Below are 19,530 nucleotides of genomic sequence, written 5' to 3'. Positions count from 1 at the left end.
AGAGATGCTTCGGCAAGCTCAGCATGACAGTTCAAAAAGAATTTAATTGTTCTTCGCTTTAGAAGGTGGCGGTGCAATAAAATCTAATTTGCTTTTGCCCATATGTTTTGACGTGGCAACCGCAATTCCGCGCTGGTCGGCTTTATTAACGGCGCAGTAATAATGATATACTACGCCTTTGTATTTCACGACAAATGATTTATGGGCAAACGTTTCGTCGTAGGGTTCCGAGGGTTTAATTAAATCGTCGCCTTTCCAGTCCGTCCAATTAACTAAATCGTAGGAGCAGGCAAAACGATTCACCGCACCTTTCACACCAGGATAAAACGCCCCGAAATAAAACATCACGTACACGTCGTTCATTTTCTGAATGAGTGCGTCGCCGGTAATGCCTTTGTGGTGGTTCATCACGGGGTTGCGGCGGAACCGAGTCCAGTGCGTCATATCGTCGGACACGGCCATACCGATGCGCTCGGCCCCGCGCTTCTTGTCGAGGCTGTCGCCATTGGCGTTGTAGTACATCACGAAGGGGTGACCCGTGAGTTTGCTCTTGTCCCAAATGACCGAGCTTTTGTAAATGGTGTGGTTTTCCCACCAGCGCACATCCGGGTCGTTGGGCTTAAGTACCGGCTTGGGGAGTCGCTCCCACTGGTGGACCGTGGTGGGGTCTTTGGTGGTGTAGGCCATGCTGATGGACAGCATACCTTTCTCATAACCACGGGAGTTACCGCCGAAATACGACATCCAATACTTGCCCTGGTAGGGCTGCCACTCGTAGCTGCCGCCCCACTTGAAATCTTGCAGGGCCACGTAGCCGGCCTTCTGGTTGGTATCCCAGTCGGTGGTATCGGTGAAGGACATGATCTTGCCCTTGGTCTCCCACTTCAGCAGGTCTTTGCTCTGCGCCAGCCAGGTTTCATAGCCGCGGCCGTCGAAGATGATGTAGGTCATGTACCACTGATTGCCCTTGCGAAACACGCTCGGGCAATCCATTTTCTTCGAATTCTCGGTGGGTATGAGAGCTAGGCCGTATTTGTAAGGAGTTTTTACTTCGTTATAAACCTTTTGCATGACAGCATCCGGAACCTTATTCTGGTCGGATTGCGCGTGCGCTGTAAAGGCAAATACTGTAGCAAAAAAGAACAACCAAGATTTCAGTACTTCCTTCTTCATTAACGTTTGTTGTTAATCAATTCTTGGTTGTAGATGCTCTATTTTTATTAATTTATAATTAAATAAATGTATGTAGTTGATAAGATAATATAAAGCTCATATTAGTTGCCTTTGCAATACTAAAATGGCTCGTTGATAAGCTTATAAATATTTTTTATGAGATTAATCTTAAATACAAAATAATTGTTGGCGCAATAAAGTAGTGACTCTTGCAAATATGGCGATACCCCAGTCGGTATTTTTACTGACTTTTAGCAAGTTATTGTAGGATGTTAGCACGCGCCTGTGCGCCGCAAAACACATCGGAATTGCGGGCGCTGGTTAAGCTAGAGCATGGTAGTCACAGGTCGGCTTTAGCACAGGCCATAGCCAGGTAGCAACGAACCAAGTGGGCGTAGAGGCACACGCTTATGCCTCCTCGTTGCTGAGGTGGTTGACGTAGGTCGTTCAGAGCCACATCATTCTGACTTAGTCATGCCGACGCAGGTCGTTCAACGTAGTGACACAAGTAGGTGCCTCTACATTACGCTGTAAACTAGATTAGTACCACTGCAACTCGCCCTTGAGCACGGTGGCTTGCACCTCAAACTTGTCGTTGAGCAAGCACAAATCGGCCACGTAGCCGGGGTGGATCTGGCCTAGGTCGTCATCGAGGCCAATGGCTTGGGCAGGATAGAGGGTGGCCATGCGCAGGGCTTCGGCCAGCGGAATGCCCACTTGCTCCACGCAGTTGCGCACGGCGCCGGGCATGGTGAGGGCCGAGCCGCCTAAGATGCCTTGCTCATCCACGAAGTAGTTGTCTTTGCGGTGGAAGCGGTAGGCGCCTTCTGTTGATTCATCTACTGCGTCGGTAATCAGGAACAGTCGCTCGCCCAGCATTTTCTTGCTAATTCGCACCGCGGAAAACGCGCAGTGCACGCCGTCGGCAATGATGCTGGCGCGGGCCATGTCGGCGTCGTAGATGGCGCCTACTAAGCCTGGCTCCCGGCTGCCGAGCTGCGACATAGCATTGAATAAGTGCGTGGCCGCGGTGAAACCCTGGTGAAAAGCCGCGCTGCCCTGCTCATACGTGGCGTTGGAGTGACCCGCGGAAAGTATCACGCCGGCGGTCCGCAACTGACCAATAACTTCCGGTGTCGTTAGTTCCGGAGCTAGGGTCATGATACGCAAAATGCCTTTGGCGTAAGCTAGCAGCTCCGTGATGCTAGCCGGCGTCGGCTGTTGAATGAACTCTTCCTGGTGCGCACCCTTCTTAATGGGGTTGATGTACGGGCCTTCTAGGTGTACCCCGAGCAGGCCGGGCATCGTAAGCTGAGCTTCGCGCACGGCGGCTACCGCAGCCTGCATCATGGCTGGCGAGTTGGTGGGCATGGTGGGCAGAAAGCTCGTGGTACCGTGGCGCAAGGTGTGCGCCCGAATGCTTGCCAACGCCTCCACCGTCGGCTCGACGGAGAAGAGTTTGCCGCCACCACCATACAACTGCAAATCGATGAAGCCCGGACTCAAAATACCACCGTGGCAGTCGTAGCGAGGCACTTCGGCCGTGGTTTCCACCGCGGGCAGCACAGCTTCGATGAGGGTGTCATTCACCAGCACCGCGTGATTGCGCAATACGCTCGTGCCGGTGTAGATGGTGCAGTTGGTAAACAGGTAGCGCATAAAAATTCGGTGCAGCACACAAATATGTGCTTTAGAAAGGGTATCTGTATTTACTTGGGAATCTAGTCTTTATACTCAAGCTTGCTGCTAGCGCGTCACCTTGCCGCGCAAATCCCAGTGGCTGTGCGCCACGGCCATGCTGCCGGGCTCGCGCTTGATGGTGCGCGTGTACCGCTCGCCGGCAATGGCACCATCGGGTCGGCGCTTGCCGAAGAACAGCGTGATGGGCTCCCCTAGCTCATTGGTGAGAAAGGTGATGTCGTAGCCTTTGAATACATCATCTATGCGCGCCGAGGGCTCGTAAGTTTTGCTCAGCTTTTGGTCTAACAAACGGTGCAGGGGCATGGCAATGGGTGCTAGTGCGTACTTGAAAACGTAGTCATGTTATCTCAAAAAGGTATAGAACCGCATTAATTCGCATCTTCTCGTCGCTGCCTATTTTGTGCGCGGAAAGCGGTTTTGCAACGTGCCCAGGCAGTTCTCACCGCGACGAGCCGCAACGTATTATGGCTCTACACCGTGCTGATCACTTCAAAAAATCGGGGTAAACAGCGTAAAAGTTGTACGACGGAGCTTCTGCCAGAGTTAATCGTTGAGCTTCACTGAACGCGTGAAAAAAGTGCCACGCGGCGCGTAGCCCAGGGGAGAACAGGCTACGTGAGGCACGAAAAAGTTTCGTCGGTGGCGCCAGCTTTGGCGCAGCGGATGGCGTCACTTTTTCCTATACTTGCTACCGCTAGGCTTCGGCCTGATTCCGTCTGCTACCTACTACCACCCAAAACACAGGGCGCAAAGCGGCGTCCGACTTTCTTGTTATGCCCTCACGTATCCTCAAGTCCTGGTTTTTGAGCTTACTGCTAGCTCTCATCATCAGCACGAGCGTTGCCCAAACGAAGATCAAAGTAGCGTGCATGGGCAACAGCATCACAGAGGGTTATGGCGTCAAGGATGGCCGCACCTACCCCGTGCAGTTGCAGGAGCTGCTCGGTGGCACCTACGACGTGCGCAACTATGGCCTCGGGGGTCGCACACTGCTGAAAAAGGGCGACCGGCCTTACTGGAAAGAAGCTAAGTACCAGGAAGCATTGCAGTGGCAGCCCAACGTGGTAATCATCAAGCTAGGTACCAACGACTCCAAGCCCCAAAACTGGAAATACAAAGCTGACTTCAAGAAGGATTACGTAGCGTTTGTGAAGTCTTTCAAAAAGCTGCCGTCGCACCCCAAGGTGTATATCTGCAAGCCGATGCCAGCGTACCGCGCCAACTTTGGCATCAACCCGGAAGTTATCAAAAACGAGATACTGCCCCTGGTGGAAGCCATTGCCCGGAAAACGCACGCGCAGGTTATCGACCTCTACACACCCCTGCTCGGGCACGACGACCTAGCCCCCGACGGCATTCACCCCACGGCCGAGGGCGACGCTATTCTGGCCCAGGAGGTGTATAAAGCCATCAAGTAAGCGAGGCCCCAAACGTGGCCAGTTATTAGCGCAAAACGGCACCTGATAAGTTGTTTCGCCTAGTCCGGCACTCTAAGCGCCCGGCCGGCTGTTGGCGAAACAAACCGTAAGCACAGCACCAACGGCTGGCAGAACCTAGTTGGCTTGATGTACTAACGCCTTGAGCCAGAGATCTTCATTGTACCTAAGACAACCATTCACCAGCGTATGTTGAAACACTACCTAGCCATTGTTCTGGTTGCCGGAGGAAGCGCCTTGCTGGCTGCCCCGCAAGCCCAGGCTCAACAAGCGCGCGTCGAGAAGCTGCCCGATGGCATCTTGGTGCACCTGCCGCCGAGTGGCCCCAAGCAGGCCCGCACCATTCGCCTGCAAGTCATCGGCGACAAGATCGTGCACGTGCAAGCCAGCCCCCTCGATACGGTATCGACGGTGAAAAGCCTGATGGCGGTGGAGCGGCAGCCCACCACCGCCAAGTGGCAGTATAAGAGTAAGAAAGACCAAGCGAGTATCAGCACGCCCACGCTCACGGCCGCCGTGGCGCTGCCCAGCGGCGCCGTCACCTTCACCAATGCCAAGGGGCAGGTGCTGCTGCGCGAACCTAGCTTCGGGGGCAAAACCTTCCGGCCCACTGTAGCCGATGGGCAGTCCTTTTACGAAGTGACGCAAACGTTCGAGTCGCCCACCGACGAGGCGCTCTACGGCCTAGGTCAGCACCAGAACGGGGTGATGAACTACAAAGGCCAGCAGGTGGAGCTGGCCCAAAACAACACCGACGTGGCCGTGCCCTTTCTGCTCTCCAGCAAGAACTACGGCGTGCTCTGGGATAACTACTCCATTACTCAAGTCGGCGACACGCGCACCTACGAGCCCCTGTCCACGCTCAAGCTCTACGCCAAGACCGGCGAGGAAGGCTGGCTCACGGCTACGTACGTCAATAAGAAGCAACCCAGCCAGGTCGTGGTGCAGCGGCCCGAGTCGGTGATTAACTACGAGTATCTGGAAGACCAAAAGAACTTCCCGGCCACGGTGAAGCTCGGCGACGTGCTGGCCACTTGGGAAGGCAGCGTCGAGTCGGGCACCACGGGCTTGCACCACTTTTGGCTGAAAAACGCGGGCTACGCCAAGCTCTTTATTGATGGCAAAGAGGTAGTGAACAAATGGCGCCAAGCCTGGAACCCCGGCACGTCCGTGGTGCCGCTCCAGATGGAGAAGGGCCGCAAGTACAGCCTTAAGCTAGAGTGGGACCCCGACGGCGGCGAATCGTACCTCGGGTTGAAATGGCTGAGTCCGCTGGTGGGCGCGAGCCAGCAGCAGTACGGCTTCCGCTCCGAAGCGGGCCGCGACCTGAACTACTACTTCGTGCAGGGCGCCTCGGCCGATGAGGTCATCAGCGGCTACCGCACCCTCACGGGCCCCGCGCCCATCATGCCGAAGTGGGCCATGGGGTTCTGGCAGAGCCGGGAGCGGTACAAAACCCAGGACGAGATGCTGACCACGGCCGCCGAGTTTCGCAAGCGCCAGATCCCGATTGACAATATCGTGCTCGACTGGTCGTACTGGAAGCAGGCGGAGTGGGGTAGCCAGGAGTTTGACCCCGCACGCTTCGCCAATCCTGAGGGCCTAATCAAGACCCTGCACGACCAAAACCTGCACTTCATGATTTCGGTGTGGCCTAAGTTTTACGAGGGCATCACGAACTACAACGACTTCAACGCCAAGGGCTACCTCTACAAGCGCAACATCGCCAACCGCACCCGCGACTGGATTGCGCAAGGCTACACTTCCACCTTCTACGATTCCTTCAACCCGCAGGCGCGGCAGGCCTTCTGGAACCTGCTCAACACCAAGCTCTTCAGCAAAGGCATCGATGCCTGGTGGATGGACGCCTCCGAGCCTGATATCTACTCCAACACCAACGTGCAGACCCGCAAGGAGCTGATGACGCCCACGCACCTAGGGTCGTCGACGCTGTACTTCAATGGGTTCCCGCTGCAAAACGCCAAGGGCATCTACGAAGGGCAGCGCGGCACCAAGCCCGACCAGCGGGTGTTCCTGCTCACGCGTTCGGGTTACGCCGGCTCGCAGCGCTACGCCGCGGCCATCTGGAGCGGTGACATTGCCTCGCGCTGGGAGGATTTGAAAAACCAGATTCCGGCGGGCTTGAACTTCTCGATGTCCGGCATTCCGTACTGGACCTCCGACATCGGTGGTTTTGCCGTGGAGCGCCGCTACGAGAAAACCCCGATGGCAGCGCAAGACCAAGAGGAGTGGCGCGAGCTGAATGCGCGCTGGTACCAGTATGGTGCCTTCTGCCCGTTGTTCCGGGTGCACGGGCAATTTCCCTTCCGTGAGATCTACAACATCGCGCCCGAAGGCAGCCCCGCGTACCAGAGCATGGTGTACTACAATCAGTTGCGCTACCGCTTGATGCCCTACATCTACTCACTGGCGGGCCACACGCACCATGAGAACGGCACCATCATGCGCGGCCTAGTGATGGACTTCGGCCAGGATGCTGGTGTGCGCAACATCAGCAACCAGTTTCTGTTCGGACCGAGCTTGCTGGTGAACCCCGTGACGGACTATCGTGCCCGCAACCGCTCACTCTACCTACCGGCGGGCACGGGCTGGTTCGACTTCTACTCGGGTAAGTACCAGGCCGGCGGCCAAACCCTCACGGCCGACGCGCCGCTGGAGCGCCTGCCGCTGTACGTACGCGAAGGCTCGATTCTACCCTTTGGCCCCGCCATGCAGTACACCAGCGAAAAGCCCGCCGACCCCATCACGCTGTATGTGTACACCGGCAAGGATGGGCAGTTCACGCTCTACGAGGATGAAAACGTGAACTACAATTACGAGAAAGGCGCCTTCGCCACCATCCCGCTGCGCTACGATGAGAAAGCCAAGACGCTGACCATCGGCGAGCGGAAAGGCACTTTCCCCGGCATGCTCGCCCAGCGCACCTTCCAGGTGGTGTGGGTGAGCCAGGCCAAGCCCGTGGCCTGGAACCTAGATGCCGCCCCCGCCAAGACAGTGCAATATTCTGGTAGCGCCGTGACGGTGAAAATGGAGTAAGCAGGCGCATGCTCTAGAAACTGGGTTGCGTTGGCAGAGAGCAAGCAGTTTCTCATTAGCTGCGGAACATTGCTAGCTTTTAAAACTTCATCTGCCAGCTAATCAAGCTTTACAACTACGCCCAGGCAAATCGCCTGGGCGTAGTTGCTACTGGAAGTGTCTGCTCCGGCAGGCAAATGGCCACCGCGTGGCACTAGCTACCACGCTAATGATAGAAGATAAGCGGCATCTGTTAATCGATGCTCGCAAGAATTGAAAACCACAGGTGATAGAGAAGTCCGGTAAGCGGCGCTAGTGCCCAGAGGAACAAAGTCTGTAACTCCTTGCTAGGTGTTTAGTAGGGCGAAATTTTTTTATTGCGTAAAGTATACGCATTAGGAAAATTCCTCTACATTTATTGCGTAGACAATACGCAATACTGGCGTTGCTGCGCTGAAGATGAGCGCTGTTTACGTAGTCCACTGCCTCCCGCGCTGCACTAGCTTCTTGACGGCTCGCTTTTGTTGTGCGTCTATATACCCTATAGCCATGTGCTGCCCTAGCACTTAAGTTGGGCCAAGCGCCTCTGTGGCTCTTGTTTACTTGTTACTAGGTGCCAGATTGCCTTTTGTTAGTGCTCAGCAGCTACGGCATTGTTGGATTTGATCCTCGCAGAACGTCGGTAAGCTCAATCAGAGCACAGCAGTAGCCGAACCTAGCTCCGAGTTGCCGCTATGCTGCCGCCTTGCTAAAAGTCGGTTCCATTGTCTATCAGCGCGGCCCGTTGCTTCTGGCGCATTCCTCCTGAATTTCTTCTGTTCCCACCAGCTCTTACACGACACAAATGCATCATCAACCTTCTCGCTTTTCTCTTTTGTTGGGCACCACGCTGTGCTATGCCATGACCAGCTTCTGTCAGGCGCAAACTACTTCCGCCACCAAGCCACGCACGCCCAGCGTGCCAACTGCCAATCGTCAGCAGGCCTTGCTGGGCCACGAGACGGAAATTGATGCCCTGCTCAAGAAGATGACGCTGGAAGAAAAGGTGCATATGCTGCACGCCAATTCGGCCTTTGCTGCTGGTGGCATTCAGCGCCTGGGCATCCCCGAAATCATGACCTCCGATGGTCCGCACGGTGTGCGCCCGGAGCAGGGCCGCGACTGGAAAGGCGTAAAAGGTGCCAACGATGCGGGCACGTACTTGCCCAACAATAATACCCTCGCTTCGACCTGGAACCCTGACCTAGGCTATGCCTACGGTACCGTGCTCGGTAGCGAAGCCAACTTCCGGGGCAAGGACATCATCCTAGGTCCCGGCATCAACATCATCCGGACCCCGCTGAATGGGCGCAACTTCGAGTACCTAAGCGAAGATCCGTTCCTTATCTCGAAGATGGTGGTGGGCTACATTCGTGGGGTGCAGGACCAAGGCGTGTCAGCGTGCGTGAAGCACTACGCGGCCAACAACCAAGAAACGCACCGCAATGACATCGACGTGGAGATGAGCGAGCGGGCCCTGCGCGAGATCTACTTGCCGGGCTTCAAAGCCGCCATCCAGCAGGGTGGCGCGTACTCGCTGATGGGCTCCTACAATAAGTTTCGGGGCACCTACGCCACCGAGAATGCCTACCTGATGAACGACGTTCTGAAGGGCGAATGGGGCTTTAAAGGATTGGTAATGAGTGACTGGGGTTCGGTACACAATACCCAGGAAGCTCTGCACAACGGCACGGACCTCGAAATGGGTACCGACCTAGAGCTCATGTACAATAGTACCGACCAAACCGCTACCGCCTCGACGGCCAATGCTCCCACCAAAAGCCTGTATGACCGTTTTTACCTGGCCGATGCGGCGCTGGAAGCCATTAAAAAGGACCCAAAACTGCTGCCTGTGCTAGACGATAAAGTGCGGCGCATTCTGCGGGTGATGTACGCCACCAATATGCTCGGCGGCACCAAGCGCAAGCCTGGCGCTTACAACAGCAAGGAGCACCAGGCTACCGCCCTGAGGGTAGCCGAAGAAGGCATTGTGCTGCTCAAGAACGAAGGCAACATGCTGCCACTCAAGAAGTCGGTGAAGACGATTGCCGTCATCGGCGAAAACGCTACCCGCGAAAATGGCATGGGAGGCGGCAGTGCCCAGGTAAAGCCCAAGTATGAAATCACAGCGCTGCAAGGCCTGAAGAACGAGCTAGGTGACCAAGTAAAGATCACCTACGCGCAAGGCTATAAAATTGCCCGCGGCCAAAAAGCGGATCCGCAGCTGATTGCTGAAGCGGTAGCTGCTGCTAAAGCCGCGGATGTTGTCGTGTATGTGGGCGGCTCCACGCACGGCTACGACTATAGCAAGTGGAGCGACAACGCCTACGACGCCGAAGGCACCGACAAGCCCGACATGAAAATGCCGTTCGGCCAAGACGAGCTAATTACGGCCGTGCAGAAAGCCAACCCCAACACCGTAGTGGTACTGCTCGGCGGTGGCCCCATCGATGTGACGCCGTGGGTAGGCCAGACGAAGGCCTTGGTGGAGACGTGGTACCCCGGCATGGAAGGTGGTAACGCCCTAGCACATGTGCTGTTCGGCGACGTGAACCCCTCGGGTAAGCTGCCCTTCACCTTCCCCGCCAAGCTGGAAGACTCGCCCGCGCACAAGCTAGGAGAATATCCTAGCACGCCCGGCAACGAGCTGAAACAGACCTATAAAGAAGATATTTTTGTGGGTTATCGCTACTTCGATACCTACAAGGTGGCGCCCCAGTTTGCCTTTGGCCACGGCCTGAGCTACACCACCTTCGACTACGGCAAGCTGACTGTGACGCCAGGCGCGCAGCGTGCTACCGTGTCGCTGACGGTGCGCAACACCGGCAAAGTAGCCGGCGCCGAAGTGGTGCAGCTTTATGTGAAGGATGAGCAGTCGGCGGTGAAGCGCCCCGAGAAGGAGCTGAAAGCCTTCGAGAAGGTTTCGCTCAAGCCCGGTGAGTCGAAAACGGTGACGCTGAAGCTAGGTGCCGACGCCTTCCAGTACTACGATGAGGGCAAAAAGCAGTGGGTGCTGGAGCCCGGTAAGTTTCAGGTGCTGGTGGGCAGCTCGTCCCGCGACATCCGCCAGACCGGCAGCCTAACGCTGTAATGTAGCCCGCAGCCTGCGCTTTGCGCATTACGGAACCTAGGTGCTATAGTCGTTCCGCAATACGCACGGCGCAGGCTTTACAGTACCAAGGCAGCACCTTCGTTAAGTGCTCTGTGGTAGTTGTCTAAGTCAAATTCGTACAGGTTGGGGGAGCGGTGCGGACCGATTTTTCGCTGCTCATTGAGCTGGCGAATCAGGCCCAACGCCAGCAGTTTCTTGCGGAAGTTGCGCCGATCGAACCGTCTGCCCAAGATGGTTTCGTAGAGGTCGTGCACCTCGGGCAGCGTAAACTTCTCCGGCAGCAGATTGGAACCAATGGGCTGCTGGTAAAGCTGCGCGCGCAACGTGAGCAGGGCCTTATCGATGATTTCGTTGTGGTCGTATTGCAGCGCCGGAATGTCGCTGATGTCGCGCCAGGCGTATTCATCGACCAGGAACTCAGGCCGTACCACAACATTCGAGTAGTCGACTAGGGCATAGTACCCGATGGATAAGGTTCGCTCTGCCAGCCAGTGGTTTTCATCGAGTGTGACGCCCACCTTGGCGTAGGTCTTGTTGTGAATCTGCTGAATAGCAATGCGGTTGAGGCGAGCAGCACTATCACCAAAGGTGTAGAATTGCTGCAAGAACAAGTCGCTGATTCCGGTTTTGTAAGCCAAAATCCGATAAGCAGCCTCCGTTAGGGTCTCGTGCCGCTGAATAAAGCCGCCTGGCAGCATCCATTCTTCGTGCCCGTGGTGCTGAATCAGCAGAATTTTAAGCTGCCGCTCGTGATAGCCGAAGATGACGCAATCGATGGATAAATGCGGCAAATACTGCTCGTGGCCCTTGTTGACGAAATCGTGTACCTCTTCAGCGGTATTCATGGCAGTAAAAATTTATTGCGTAAAATACACGCATTAGAAAAAATCTCTACATTTAATCCGTAAATAATACAGAATGCTTTCCGATTTCAACTACGCGGAGCTTCTATTTTACTTACCACCCGTTCTGCTATCCTCCCTCAACCTCCCGCCGTCCTCTTATTTTTATGGTAAGCTCATCCTTTAGCCCACCGGCTACTCCCGCTTTTACCAGCTTCCTTGCTACTTTTTCTTTTCCTATAAGTCAGTTGCATATATCTGACCATCCATTGCTTGCTGCTTCGGTACTGACGTCACCTTATTGAATATAGCTAGGTGACGACAACGTTACCAGCATCGGCTTTTAAGAATGACTGCAGTCATACAATAGCATGACGCTCACCGACGATAACAACCGTTTTCTAATTCGAAATAGAGTTAGTGCCTAGGCCGGGAGGTATCCGGAGCTTCTTTCAGCTATAGCTGATAGCGATAGATCATCATAGTGTACTTTTTAGAGGTTGCTGCTCAAACCAACACCTCTTTCTTGCTTACCGCTCTCTCCTGATCCCTTACATGCTCGCGAGCTTGTCCCGGTGGTGACCTCATCGTGTGGCAGCGTAGCTGGGGCTTTTCGAGCCTCGCCTGTTTGCTTTTACTTATCTGAATACCCTGCTAGTGCAAGTGCGCTAGCTAGATACACTGCTACTTTTAGGCTATTGCGCGGGATGCAATAGCCTGTAAAATAGCGGTTTTAGTTTCATTTAGGCTTTCTCAGTTCCCACTTCTAACCTATTGTTTATGTCGTCAAACTCTTACAAGAAACTTCTACTGCGAAGTGCTACGCTTCTCGCAGTGGGTAGTCTGCAAACGTTCGTGCAACCGATTGCAGCTAAGCCGCGCAGTGGAGCCACGCTCCGCTTAGCTAGCCTCGTTAAGCCCGCCGACGTACCAATTAAGGGCCGCGTCGTGCAAAGCAATGGGGAAGGGTTGCCCGGCGTCTCCGTTGTGATAAAGGGTGGTACGCAGGGTACGAGCACCGATGCCAACGGCAACTTTACCTTGAATGTGCCAGCTGGTGGCGTCTTGGTATTCAGCTATGTAGGGTATACGCGCCGCGAAGTGCCCATCAATGGCTCAACGACCACGCTGAGTGTGACGCTGAACGAAGACACGCAAGCGCTGAAGGAGGTAGTAGTGGTGGGCTACGGTACCCAAGAGCGCACGAGCGTGACGGGCTCTGTGGCCTCGGTATCGGGAAGAGAAATTGCCGCGCAACCAGTGCCCGACGCCGCGCAGGCCATTCAGGGCCGCGCCGCGGGCGTGCAGATTGTGTCGAACTCCGGGGCACCGGGCGGTTCGGGCGGTACTTCCGTGCGGGTGCGGGGTATCACGTCGGCTGGCAACAACTCGCCTCTGTACGTAGTGGATGGCTTCCCGCTGCCCACGGCCGTGGACGGCAACGGCAACGCGACAGGCACCGAGCTGAGCACCATCAACCCTAACGACATTGAAAGCATTGACGTGCTGAAAGATGCGTCGGCTACGGCCATCTACGGGGTGCGGGCCGCCAACGGCGTAGTGCTGATCACCACCAAGCGCGGCAAAGCGGGCGTAGCCAACATCAATGTGGATGCCTACGTGGGCACGCAGAACGTGTGGCGGCAGATTCCGATGCTCAACGCTACGCAGTTTGCCCAACTCAACAACGAAGCGCGTACGGCCGGCGGCCTCGCCGTTATTCCGAAATACGCTAACCCTAGCTCGCTAGGAGAGGGGACCAACTGGCTGGACGCCATCTTCCGGCCCGCCAAAATTCAGAACTACGCTGTATCGGCCACGGGCGGCAGCGAGAAAGCGCGCTATGCCGTAACGGCCGGCTACTTTCAGCAGGATGGTACCATTATCAACTCTAACTTTCAGCGCTTTACGCTGCGGGCTAACGGGGAAGTGCAACTCTCCAAAGTACTGAAGGTAGGTAACACCCTAGCTCTCACGCACCAGGACGAACGCCCGCTCAACAACGAAAACAACGAGTTCAGCGGCATTATTCAGCTGGCCGTGCAGGCGCCCCCAACCGCGCCCGTGCGCAATCCCGATGGCAGCCTGTACGAGTTTTCTAGCGTTGATAACTACGGGGAGGAAAACCCGGTGACGGGAGCCCTGCGGCCCAACATCAAGAACAACCGCAACCGCGTCACGTCGACGTTTTACGCTGAGCTAGAGCCTATCACAGGACTGCGCTTCCGCACCAACGTGGGCGCCGACTTGCAGTTTTTGCAGCGCGACGAGTTCTTTCCGTCTATTAATGGCTCCTCGAAATACCCGGCTTCGCAAGCTCAGGCCAACAGCAGCAGCAACTACAGCCCAAGCTACCTAATTGAAAATACCGCTACGTACGACAAGCTCTTCGCCGGCAAGCACCAGGTGACGCTCCTGCTGGGCCAATCGGCGCAGCAGTTCGACAATTTCTACCTGAGTGCGAGCCGGATTGGCTACAGCCGCAACGACTTGCAGATCATTGATCGGGGCCCCATCAACCCGCAGATCGGTAACGGGGGCAATAACAGCCGCAGCCGCTTGGCTAGCTATTTCGGCCGCGTCAACTACGAGTTTAGCGGCAAGTATCTGTTCTCGGCGACGGCCCGCTACGATGGTTCTTCGGCCTTTGCGCCCAACAACCAGTTCGGTTTCTTCCCTGGCGTATCCGCCGGCTGGCGCATTTCGGAGGAAGACTTCTTGAAGAGCTACAGCAGCGTGAGCAACCTGAAGATTCGGGCGGGCTGGGGCCGCGTGGGTAACCCCCTGAACGCGGGCACCTTTGCCTACCTAGCTACCATCAACTCGGCTACCACGACCAACAACGGCGTGCCGGGCACAGGCTACGTCTTCGGCGCTGGCAGCCAAGTGCAGGTAATTGGCGGCGCCCCTACGCGCCTGGCCAACCCTAATCTGCAATGGGAAAACAACGAGCAGATCAACCTAGGTATCGACGTGGGCTTGTGGCAAAATCGGGTGTCGGCTTCTGTTGACTTATACAGAAGAACCTCCCCGAACCTGATTGCGGCCGTGCCGGTGTCGTACGTATCGGGCACCAGCGAAAGCATCAACACGAACGCGGCTTCCTCCAGGAACACAGGTGTCGACCTAGCCATCACCACCAACAACATTGTTGGGGAAGGCGACGGCTTCAACTGGACGACTACGTTGAACTTTTCCCTTTACCGCAACAAGATTACGTCGCTCGGCGCGGGCCGGCCTTACTTCGGGCAGAGCACCCGTGGGGGGGGCAACTTGGTGCGCTACGCCCAAGGTATTCCCTTCGGCTCCTTCTACGGCTACGTGGCCGATGGCCTCATCCAGACGCAAGGCGAGCTAGATGGGCTCAACGCGGGTTCGCCCACCAAGATCTACCAGACCTCGGGCACGGCGCCCGGCGACATCAAGTTCCGGGACTTGAACGGCGACGGTACCATCACCGATGCCGACCAGACCTACATTGGCAACCCCAACCCCGACTTTACTTACGGTCTGAACAACACGCTGAACTACAAGGGCTTTGATCTGAATATCTTCTTGCAAGGCTCGCAGGGCAACGACGTGTACAACCTGAACCGCTACTACACCGAAGGCGGCTTGTACGGCGCTTCCAACGCCAGCACCCTCACCCTGGACCGCTGGACTGCTCCCAATACTAGCACCTTCGTGCCCCGCGCCGTGGCCGGCGACCCCAACCAGAACCTGCGCGTATCGAGCCACTACGTGGAAAACGGCTCCTACATGCGCATCAAGCTGCTCACGCTCGGCTACACGCTGCCTGGCTCGCTCATCGGTCGGATTTCGGCCACGCGCATCCGGGTGTACGTGACCAGCCAGAACCTGGCAACCTTCACCAAGTACAAGGGCTTCGATCCGGAGCTCGGGAACCAGGGCGGCAGCCTAGGAGTCGACCGGGGCATCTACCCACAGTCGCGCGTATTCCTGGCTGGTATCAACATCGGGTTCTAAACACATCAGCGGTGCGCCCCCGGTTCGCAAGCTGAGGGGTGGCGCCTTCCACTCACAACAACTATCATCATGTTTATAAAGCAAAAAACGCTCGCGGCTTCGGTGCTGATGCTAGGTCTTCTGGCGGGCTGCGGCAAAGATTACCTGGAACTGAGCCCGCGCAACGCCGTCACGACCGAGACGTTCTACAAAACCTCAACTGACGCCGTGCAGGCCACCAATACAGTGTATTCGCAGCTGAGCCAGAACGGGATGTTCAACTACTCGCTCTGGGCCATCGGCGACGTCATGTCCGACAACTCCTTCCTCGGTGGGGGTGGGGCCGCCGACGGCATCGAGTTCCAACAGCTCGATAACTTTACTATTCCCACCAGCAACCCCCTGACGACCAGCCACTGGCAGCGTGCTTACCTAGGTATTGGGCAGGCCAACCAAGTGCTATCGAGGGTGCCAGCCATCGAGATGGACGCAACCCTGAAGAACCGCTGCCTAGGTGAGGCGGCGTTCCTGCGGGCCTTGTATTACTTCTACCTGGTGCGCGGCTTTGGCGACGTGCCGTTGGTGACCACGCCCGCGCAAACGGCGGCTGAGGTGGCCAATATCACACGCACGCCCGCTGCCCAAGTGTATACCCAGATTGAAACCGACTTGCAGGATGCAATTGCGAAATTGCCCGCTGGCCCCTACACCGGCGACGACATAGGGCGGGCAACCAAATGGGCGGCTACGGCACTGCTGGCGAAAGTGTACCTCACCGAGGGCAAGATGGGGGAAGCCGCTACGCAAGCCAGGGCCGTTATCAACGGCTCGGGCAAGAGCCTGTGGCCCAACTATGCCGACAACTTTAAGGTTGAAAACGAAAACGGGCAGGAGTCGCTGTTTGAGGTGCAGTTCAAGAACGGCCTGAGCAGCTACACCACCGACGGACCAGGTTCCGTAATGAACGAATTTTGGGGCGCGCGCTTCTTTGGCAGTCCTTACGTCGTATCGTCGGGCGGCTACGGATTCAACATTCCAGAAAAGGAGTTTGTGGACGGTTACGAAGCCGGCGACCTGCGCAAAGCGGCCACCGTGTTTGTGCCCGGCGACAAATACCCCGATGGGCAGGTGCAGCCCGCCACGCTCGTGGGCGACCCAAATGGCTTCAACATCCGCAAGTTCTTCGTGGGCACGGTGAACGTAAACAACTGGGACTCTCCGCTGAACGTGCCTGTGCTGCGCCTCGGCGAGATCTATCTGATTCTAGCAGAAGCCGTAGGACCGACGGCAGAGGGCTTGGAAGCCATCAACAAAGTACGGCGCCGCGCTTTCGGCCTGCCCATCAACACGCCTTCGGCTAAGGACCTAACCGCTTCTTCCGCGACGAGCTTCAAGGATGCCGTCATTCGGGAGCGGCGCTACGAGCTAGCTTTTGAGATGGACCGGTGGTATGACCTGAAGCGCACGGGCACGCTGGTAAGTAAGCTACGCGCCCAGGGCCGAGCCGGGGTGCAGGACTTCAACAACTTGCTGCCCATTCCGCAGACTGAGCGCAACGTGAACCCCAACCTGACGCAGAACCCTGGCTACTAACAGGTGAGCGTAGATAACCATAAGAAAGGCAGTGGCTCCATACGGCTGCTGCCTTTTTTGGTAGAAGCCAACCTAGGCTTTCGCGCCAAGTAAAATAGGATGAGCCATTTAGTGGCCATTTACGCAGCTTGGAGTAGCTTACAAGGCTGACTTAGCCAATTCGTTCTTTTTCCTCCTGCACGCTACTTATGAAAAAATCCAACTGTTCACTCGTCGCGGCCGTTTTGCGGAATCCTCGCGTTTATGTTCTTGCCCTCGCTGCGTTGCTGGCTGGGAGTATGGTTGCCTCGGCCCAAACCAAGGCGCTGCCGCAACTCGGCAAGGCTAGCCTCCAAGAAGTGCTGGCGGCGCTTACACCGGAGGAAAAAGTAAAGCTGGTCATTGGGATGGGCTTTTACCCCTCGGGCTTTCCGGAAGGAGTGCTGCCGCCTGGCAACCCCGGCGACCGAGAAGTGCCCGAAAAGGTACCCGGCGCGGCGGGCCGCACCCACGCCATTCCGAGGCTAGGTATTCCGTCACTCACGTTGTCTGATGGCCCCGCTGGCGTACGCATCGACCCCATTCGGGGAAAGGACAGCACCAAAACCTACTACGCCACGGCCTTCCCCGTCGCCACGCTGCTCGCTTCTAGCTGGGATACCACGCTGGTGCGCAAGGTGGGCGCCGCCTTCGGCAGCGAAGTGCGCGACTTCGGCATTGATGTGCTGTTGGCGCCGGGCATGAACATTCACCGCAACCCCCTAGGGGGCCGCAACTTTGAGTATTACTCCGAAGACCCCGTGGTGACGGGCAACATCGCGGCGGCCTTCGTAAACGGGGTCGAGTCGAACGGCGTGGGCACGTCCATCAAGCACTTCGCGGTCAATAATCAGGAGTTCAACCGCATGCAGCTGAACTCGAAAGTGAGCGAGCGGACCTTGCGCGAAATCTACCTGAAAGGCTTCCAGCTGGCGGTGAAGAAATCCCAACCCTGGACGGTGATGTCGTCCTACAACAAGGTGAACGGCACCTATACCTCCGAGAGCAAAGATCTGCTCACCACGCTACTGCGCCAGGAGTGGGGCTTCAAAGGTTTGGTAATGACCGATTGGTACGGCGGGAAAGACGCGGTGGCGCAGCTACAAGCTGGCAACGACCTGATGATGCCCGGCACCTACGCCCAAACCCAAGCCATCCTAGCTGCCCTGAAAAGCGGCCAGCTTACCACGGCCCAACTCGACACCAACGTACTGCGCGTGCTGGCCTTGGTGCTACAGTCGCCCACCTTTAAGGGCGTGAAGTACACCAGCCAGCCCGCCCTAAAAGCCAACGCTACCGTAGCCCGCCAAGCGGCCGCCGAGGGCATGGTGCTGCTGCGCAACGAAGGCAAGGCCTTGCCGCTAGCGGCGGGCCGCAAAGTGGCGGCATTCGGCAACACCTCCTACAGCCTCGTGGCCGGGGGCACTGGCAGCGGCGACGTGAACAAAGCGTATACAACGGCAATTGCCCAGGGCCTGACTAGCGCTGGCTTTGCAATGAACGAACCCCTTACCCAAGCCTACGGCCAATACCTGAAGGGCGAAAAAGCCAAGCTACCAAAAACGAAAGGCCTACTAGACCCTGCCCCCGTTATTGCCGAAATGCCCGTAGAAGCTAGCCTCCTGCAACAGCAGGCGCAGGCGGCCGACGTGGCCCTGATTACCATTGGGCGCAGCGCGGGCGAGGGTGGCGACCGGAAAGTGGAAAACGACTTCACCCTGACGGCCGCCGAGCAAACCCTGCTCAAGCAAGTCTCCGCGGCCTTTCACGCCCAGGGCAAGAAAGTGGTGGTCGTGCTCAACGTGGGCGGCGTGACGGAAGTAGCGAGCTGGCGCGACCAAGCCGATGCAATTTTGCTGGCTTGGCAACCGGGCCAGGAGGGCGGCAACGCCGTGGCCGACGTGCTCAGCGGAAAAGTTAACCCGTCGGGCAAGCTCGCTACCACCTTCCCCGTGGCCTACAAAGACGTACCCTTCAGTGGCAACTTCCCCGGCAAAGAACTGCCGAGCACGAATAAGGCTGCGGGCAATGCACTCATGGGTGCACCTTCGGAAAACACCTACGAAGAAGGCATTTACGTGGGCTACCGCTACTACAACACCTTCAAGGTGAAACCCGCCTATGAGTTTGGCTACGGCCTGAGTTATACCACATTCAGCTACGGCAATCTGAAGCTAGGGTCGCCTTCCTTTGCGGGTAAAATGACGGCTACCATCACCGTCACCAACAACGGCCCGACGCCCGGTAAAGAAGTAGTGCAGCTCTACGTGAGTGCACCCGCTTCTCGCCTCGACAAGCCTGAGAGCGAGCTACGCGCATTTGCCAAAACCAACCTGCTCCAGCCCGGCCAGTCGCAAACCCTGACCTTCAACCTGACCGCCGCCGACCTAGCTTCCTTCGACACGCCTAGCTCCGCGTGGGTAGTGGCGCCGGGCGCGTACACCGTGCGCGTGGGCGCTTCGTGCCTGAACATCAAGCAAACCGCTAAGTTCGAGGTGCCGAAAGAGCTAATTGTGGAAAAAAGTCGCAAACTTCTGGCCCCGCAGGAGCAGTTTGCCGATCTGAAGCCGACCGCTCAGCGATAATCAACGTCCTCCTACCCACCACAACTAAA

Annotated in this window: 10 protein-coding genes; 6 read left to right on the top strand and 4 right to left on the bottom strand. The window is 56.8% G+C overall.

Annotation, left to right across the window (positions count from 1 at the left end; translation table 11 throughout):
• Positions 1–42 precede the first annotated feature (42 nt).
• The 3 genes from BXP70_RS13870 to BXP70_RS13860 form a co-directional block, all read right to left on the bottom strand.
• Positions 43–1,173 (bottom strand): glycosylase, encoded by a 1,131-nt coding sequence (locus tag BXP70_RS13870; protein ID WP_086594697.1) that lies wholly within the window; start codon positions 1,171–1,173, stop codon positions 43–45.
• Between the two features lie 540 nt (positions 1,174–1,713).
• Complete coding sequence (gene nagA, locus BXP70_RS13865; RefSeq protein ID WP_086594696.1) at positions 1,714–2,832, bottom strand: N-acetylglucosamine-6-phosphate deacetylase; 1,119 nt, start codon at positions 2,830–2,832, stop codon at positions 1,714–1,716.
• Between the two features lie 87 nt (positions 2,833–2,919).
• Positions 2,920–3,177, bottom strand: a complete 258-nt coding sequence (locus BXP70_RS13860; protein ID WP_086594695.1) for a hypothetical protein — start codon at positions 3,175–3,177, stop codon at positions 2,920–2,922.
• A 470-nt stretch (positions 3,178–3,647) separates the two neighbouring features.
• Here BXP70_RS13860 and BXP70_RS13855 point away from each other — a divergent pair, with 470 nt between their 5' ends.
• From BXP70_RS13855 to BXP70_RS13845, 3 genes are all read left to right on the top strand, one after another.
• Positions 3,648–4,292 carry a GDSL-type esterase/lipase family protein gene (locus BXP70_RS13855; protein WP_086594694.1) on the top strand — a complete coding sequence of 215 codons (645 nt, stop codon included), beginning with the start codon at positions 3,648–3,650 and terminating at the stop codon, positions 4,290–4,292.
• Between the two features lie 207 nt (positions 4,293–4,499).
• The gene (locus BXP70_RS13850; protein WP_086594693.1) at positions 4,500–7,367 is read left to right on the top strand and encodes a glycoside hydrolase family 31 protein; all 2,868 of its coding nucleotides are present in this window, start codon (positions 4,500–4,502) and stop codon (positions 7,365–7,367) included.
• Positions 7,368–8,190: 823 nt separating this feature from the next.
• Positions 8,191–10,476: a glycoside hydrolase family 3 C-terminal domain-containing protein gene (locus BXP70_RS13845; RefSeq protein ID WP_218779788.1), complete on the top strand. Its 2,286-nt coding sequence runs from the start codon at positions 8,191–8,193 to the stop codon at positions 10,474–10,476.
• A gap of 77 nt (positions 10,477–10,553) precedes the next feature.
• Here the strand turns inward: BXP70_RS13845 and BXP70_RS13840 are convergent, their stop codons facing one another.
• Positions 10,554–11,342: an NUDIX hydrolase gene (locus BXP70_RS13840; RefSeq protein ID WP_086594692.1), complete on the bottom strand. Its 789-nt coding sequence runs from the start codon at positions 11,340–11,342 to the stop codon at positions 10,554–10,556.
• A 777-nt stretch (positions 11,343–12,119) separates the two neighbouring features.
• On the opposite strand from BXP70_RS13840, the gene BXP70_RS13835 reads away from it, so the two are divergent.
• The 3 genes from BXP70_RS13835 to BXP70_RS13825 all read left to right on the top strand — a co-directional run bounded on the left by BXP70_RS13835 (position 12,120) and on the right by BXP70_RS13825 (position 19,501).
• Positions 12,120–15,326 (top strand): SusC/RagA family TonB-linked outer membrane protein, encoded by a 3,207-nt coding sequence (locus BXP70_RS13835; protein WP_086594691.1) that lies wholly within the window; start codon positions 12,120–12,122, stop codon positions 15,324–15,326.
• 69 nt (positions 15,327–15,395) lie between these two features.
• Complete coding sequence (locus BXP70_RS13830; protein ID WP_086594690.1) at positions 15,396–16,898, top strand: RagB/SusD family nutrient uptake outer membrane protein; 1,503 nt, start codon at positions 15,396–15,398, stop codon at positions 16,896–16,898.
• 188 nt (positions 16,899–17,086) lie between these two features.
• The gene (locus tag BXP70_RS13825) at positions 17,087–19,501 is read left to right on the top strand and encodes a beta-glucosidase (RefSeq protein ID WP_086594689.1); all 2,415 of its coding nucleotides are present in this window, start codon (positions 17,087–17,089) and stop codon (positions 19,499–19,501) included.
• The last annotated feature ends 29 nt before the right edge of the window (positions 19,502–19,530 follow it).

It is taken from the genome of Hymenobacter crusticola, assembly GCF_002154225.1.
GTDB lineage: Bacteria > Bacteroidota > Bacteroidia > Cytophagales > Hymenobacteraceae > Hymenobacter > Hymenobacter crusticola.
The sequence above is the reverse complement of the archived record's forward strand: the minus strand, read 5'-3'. Positions and strand labels throughout refer to the sequence as shown.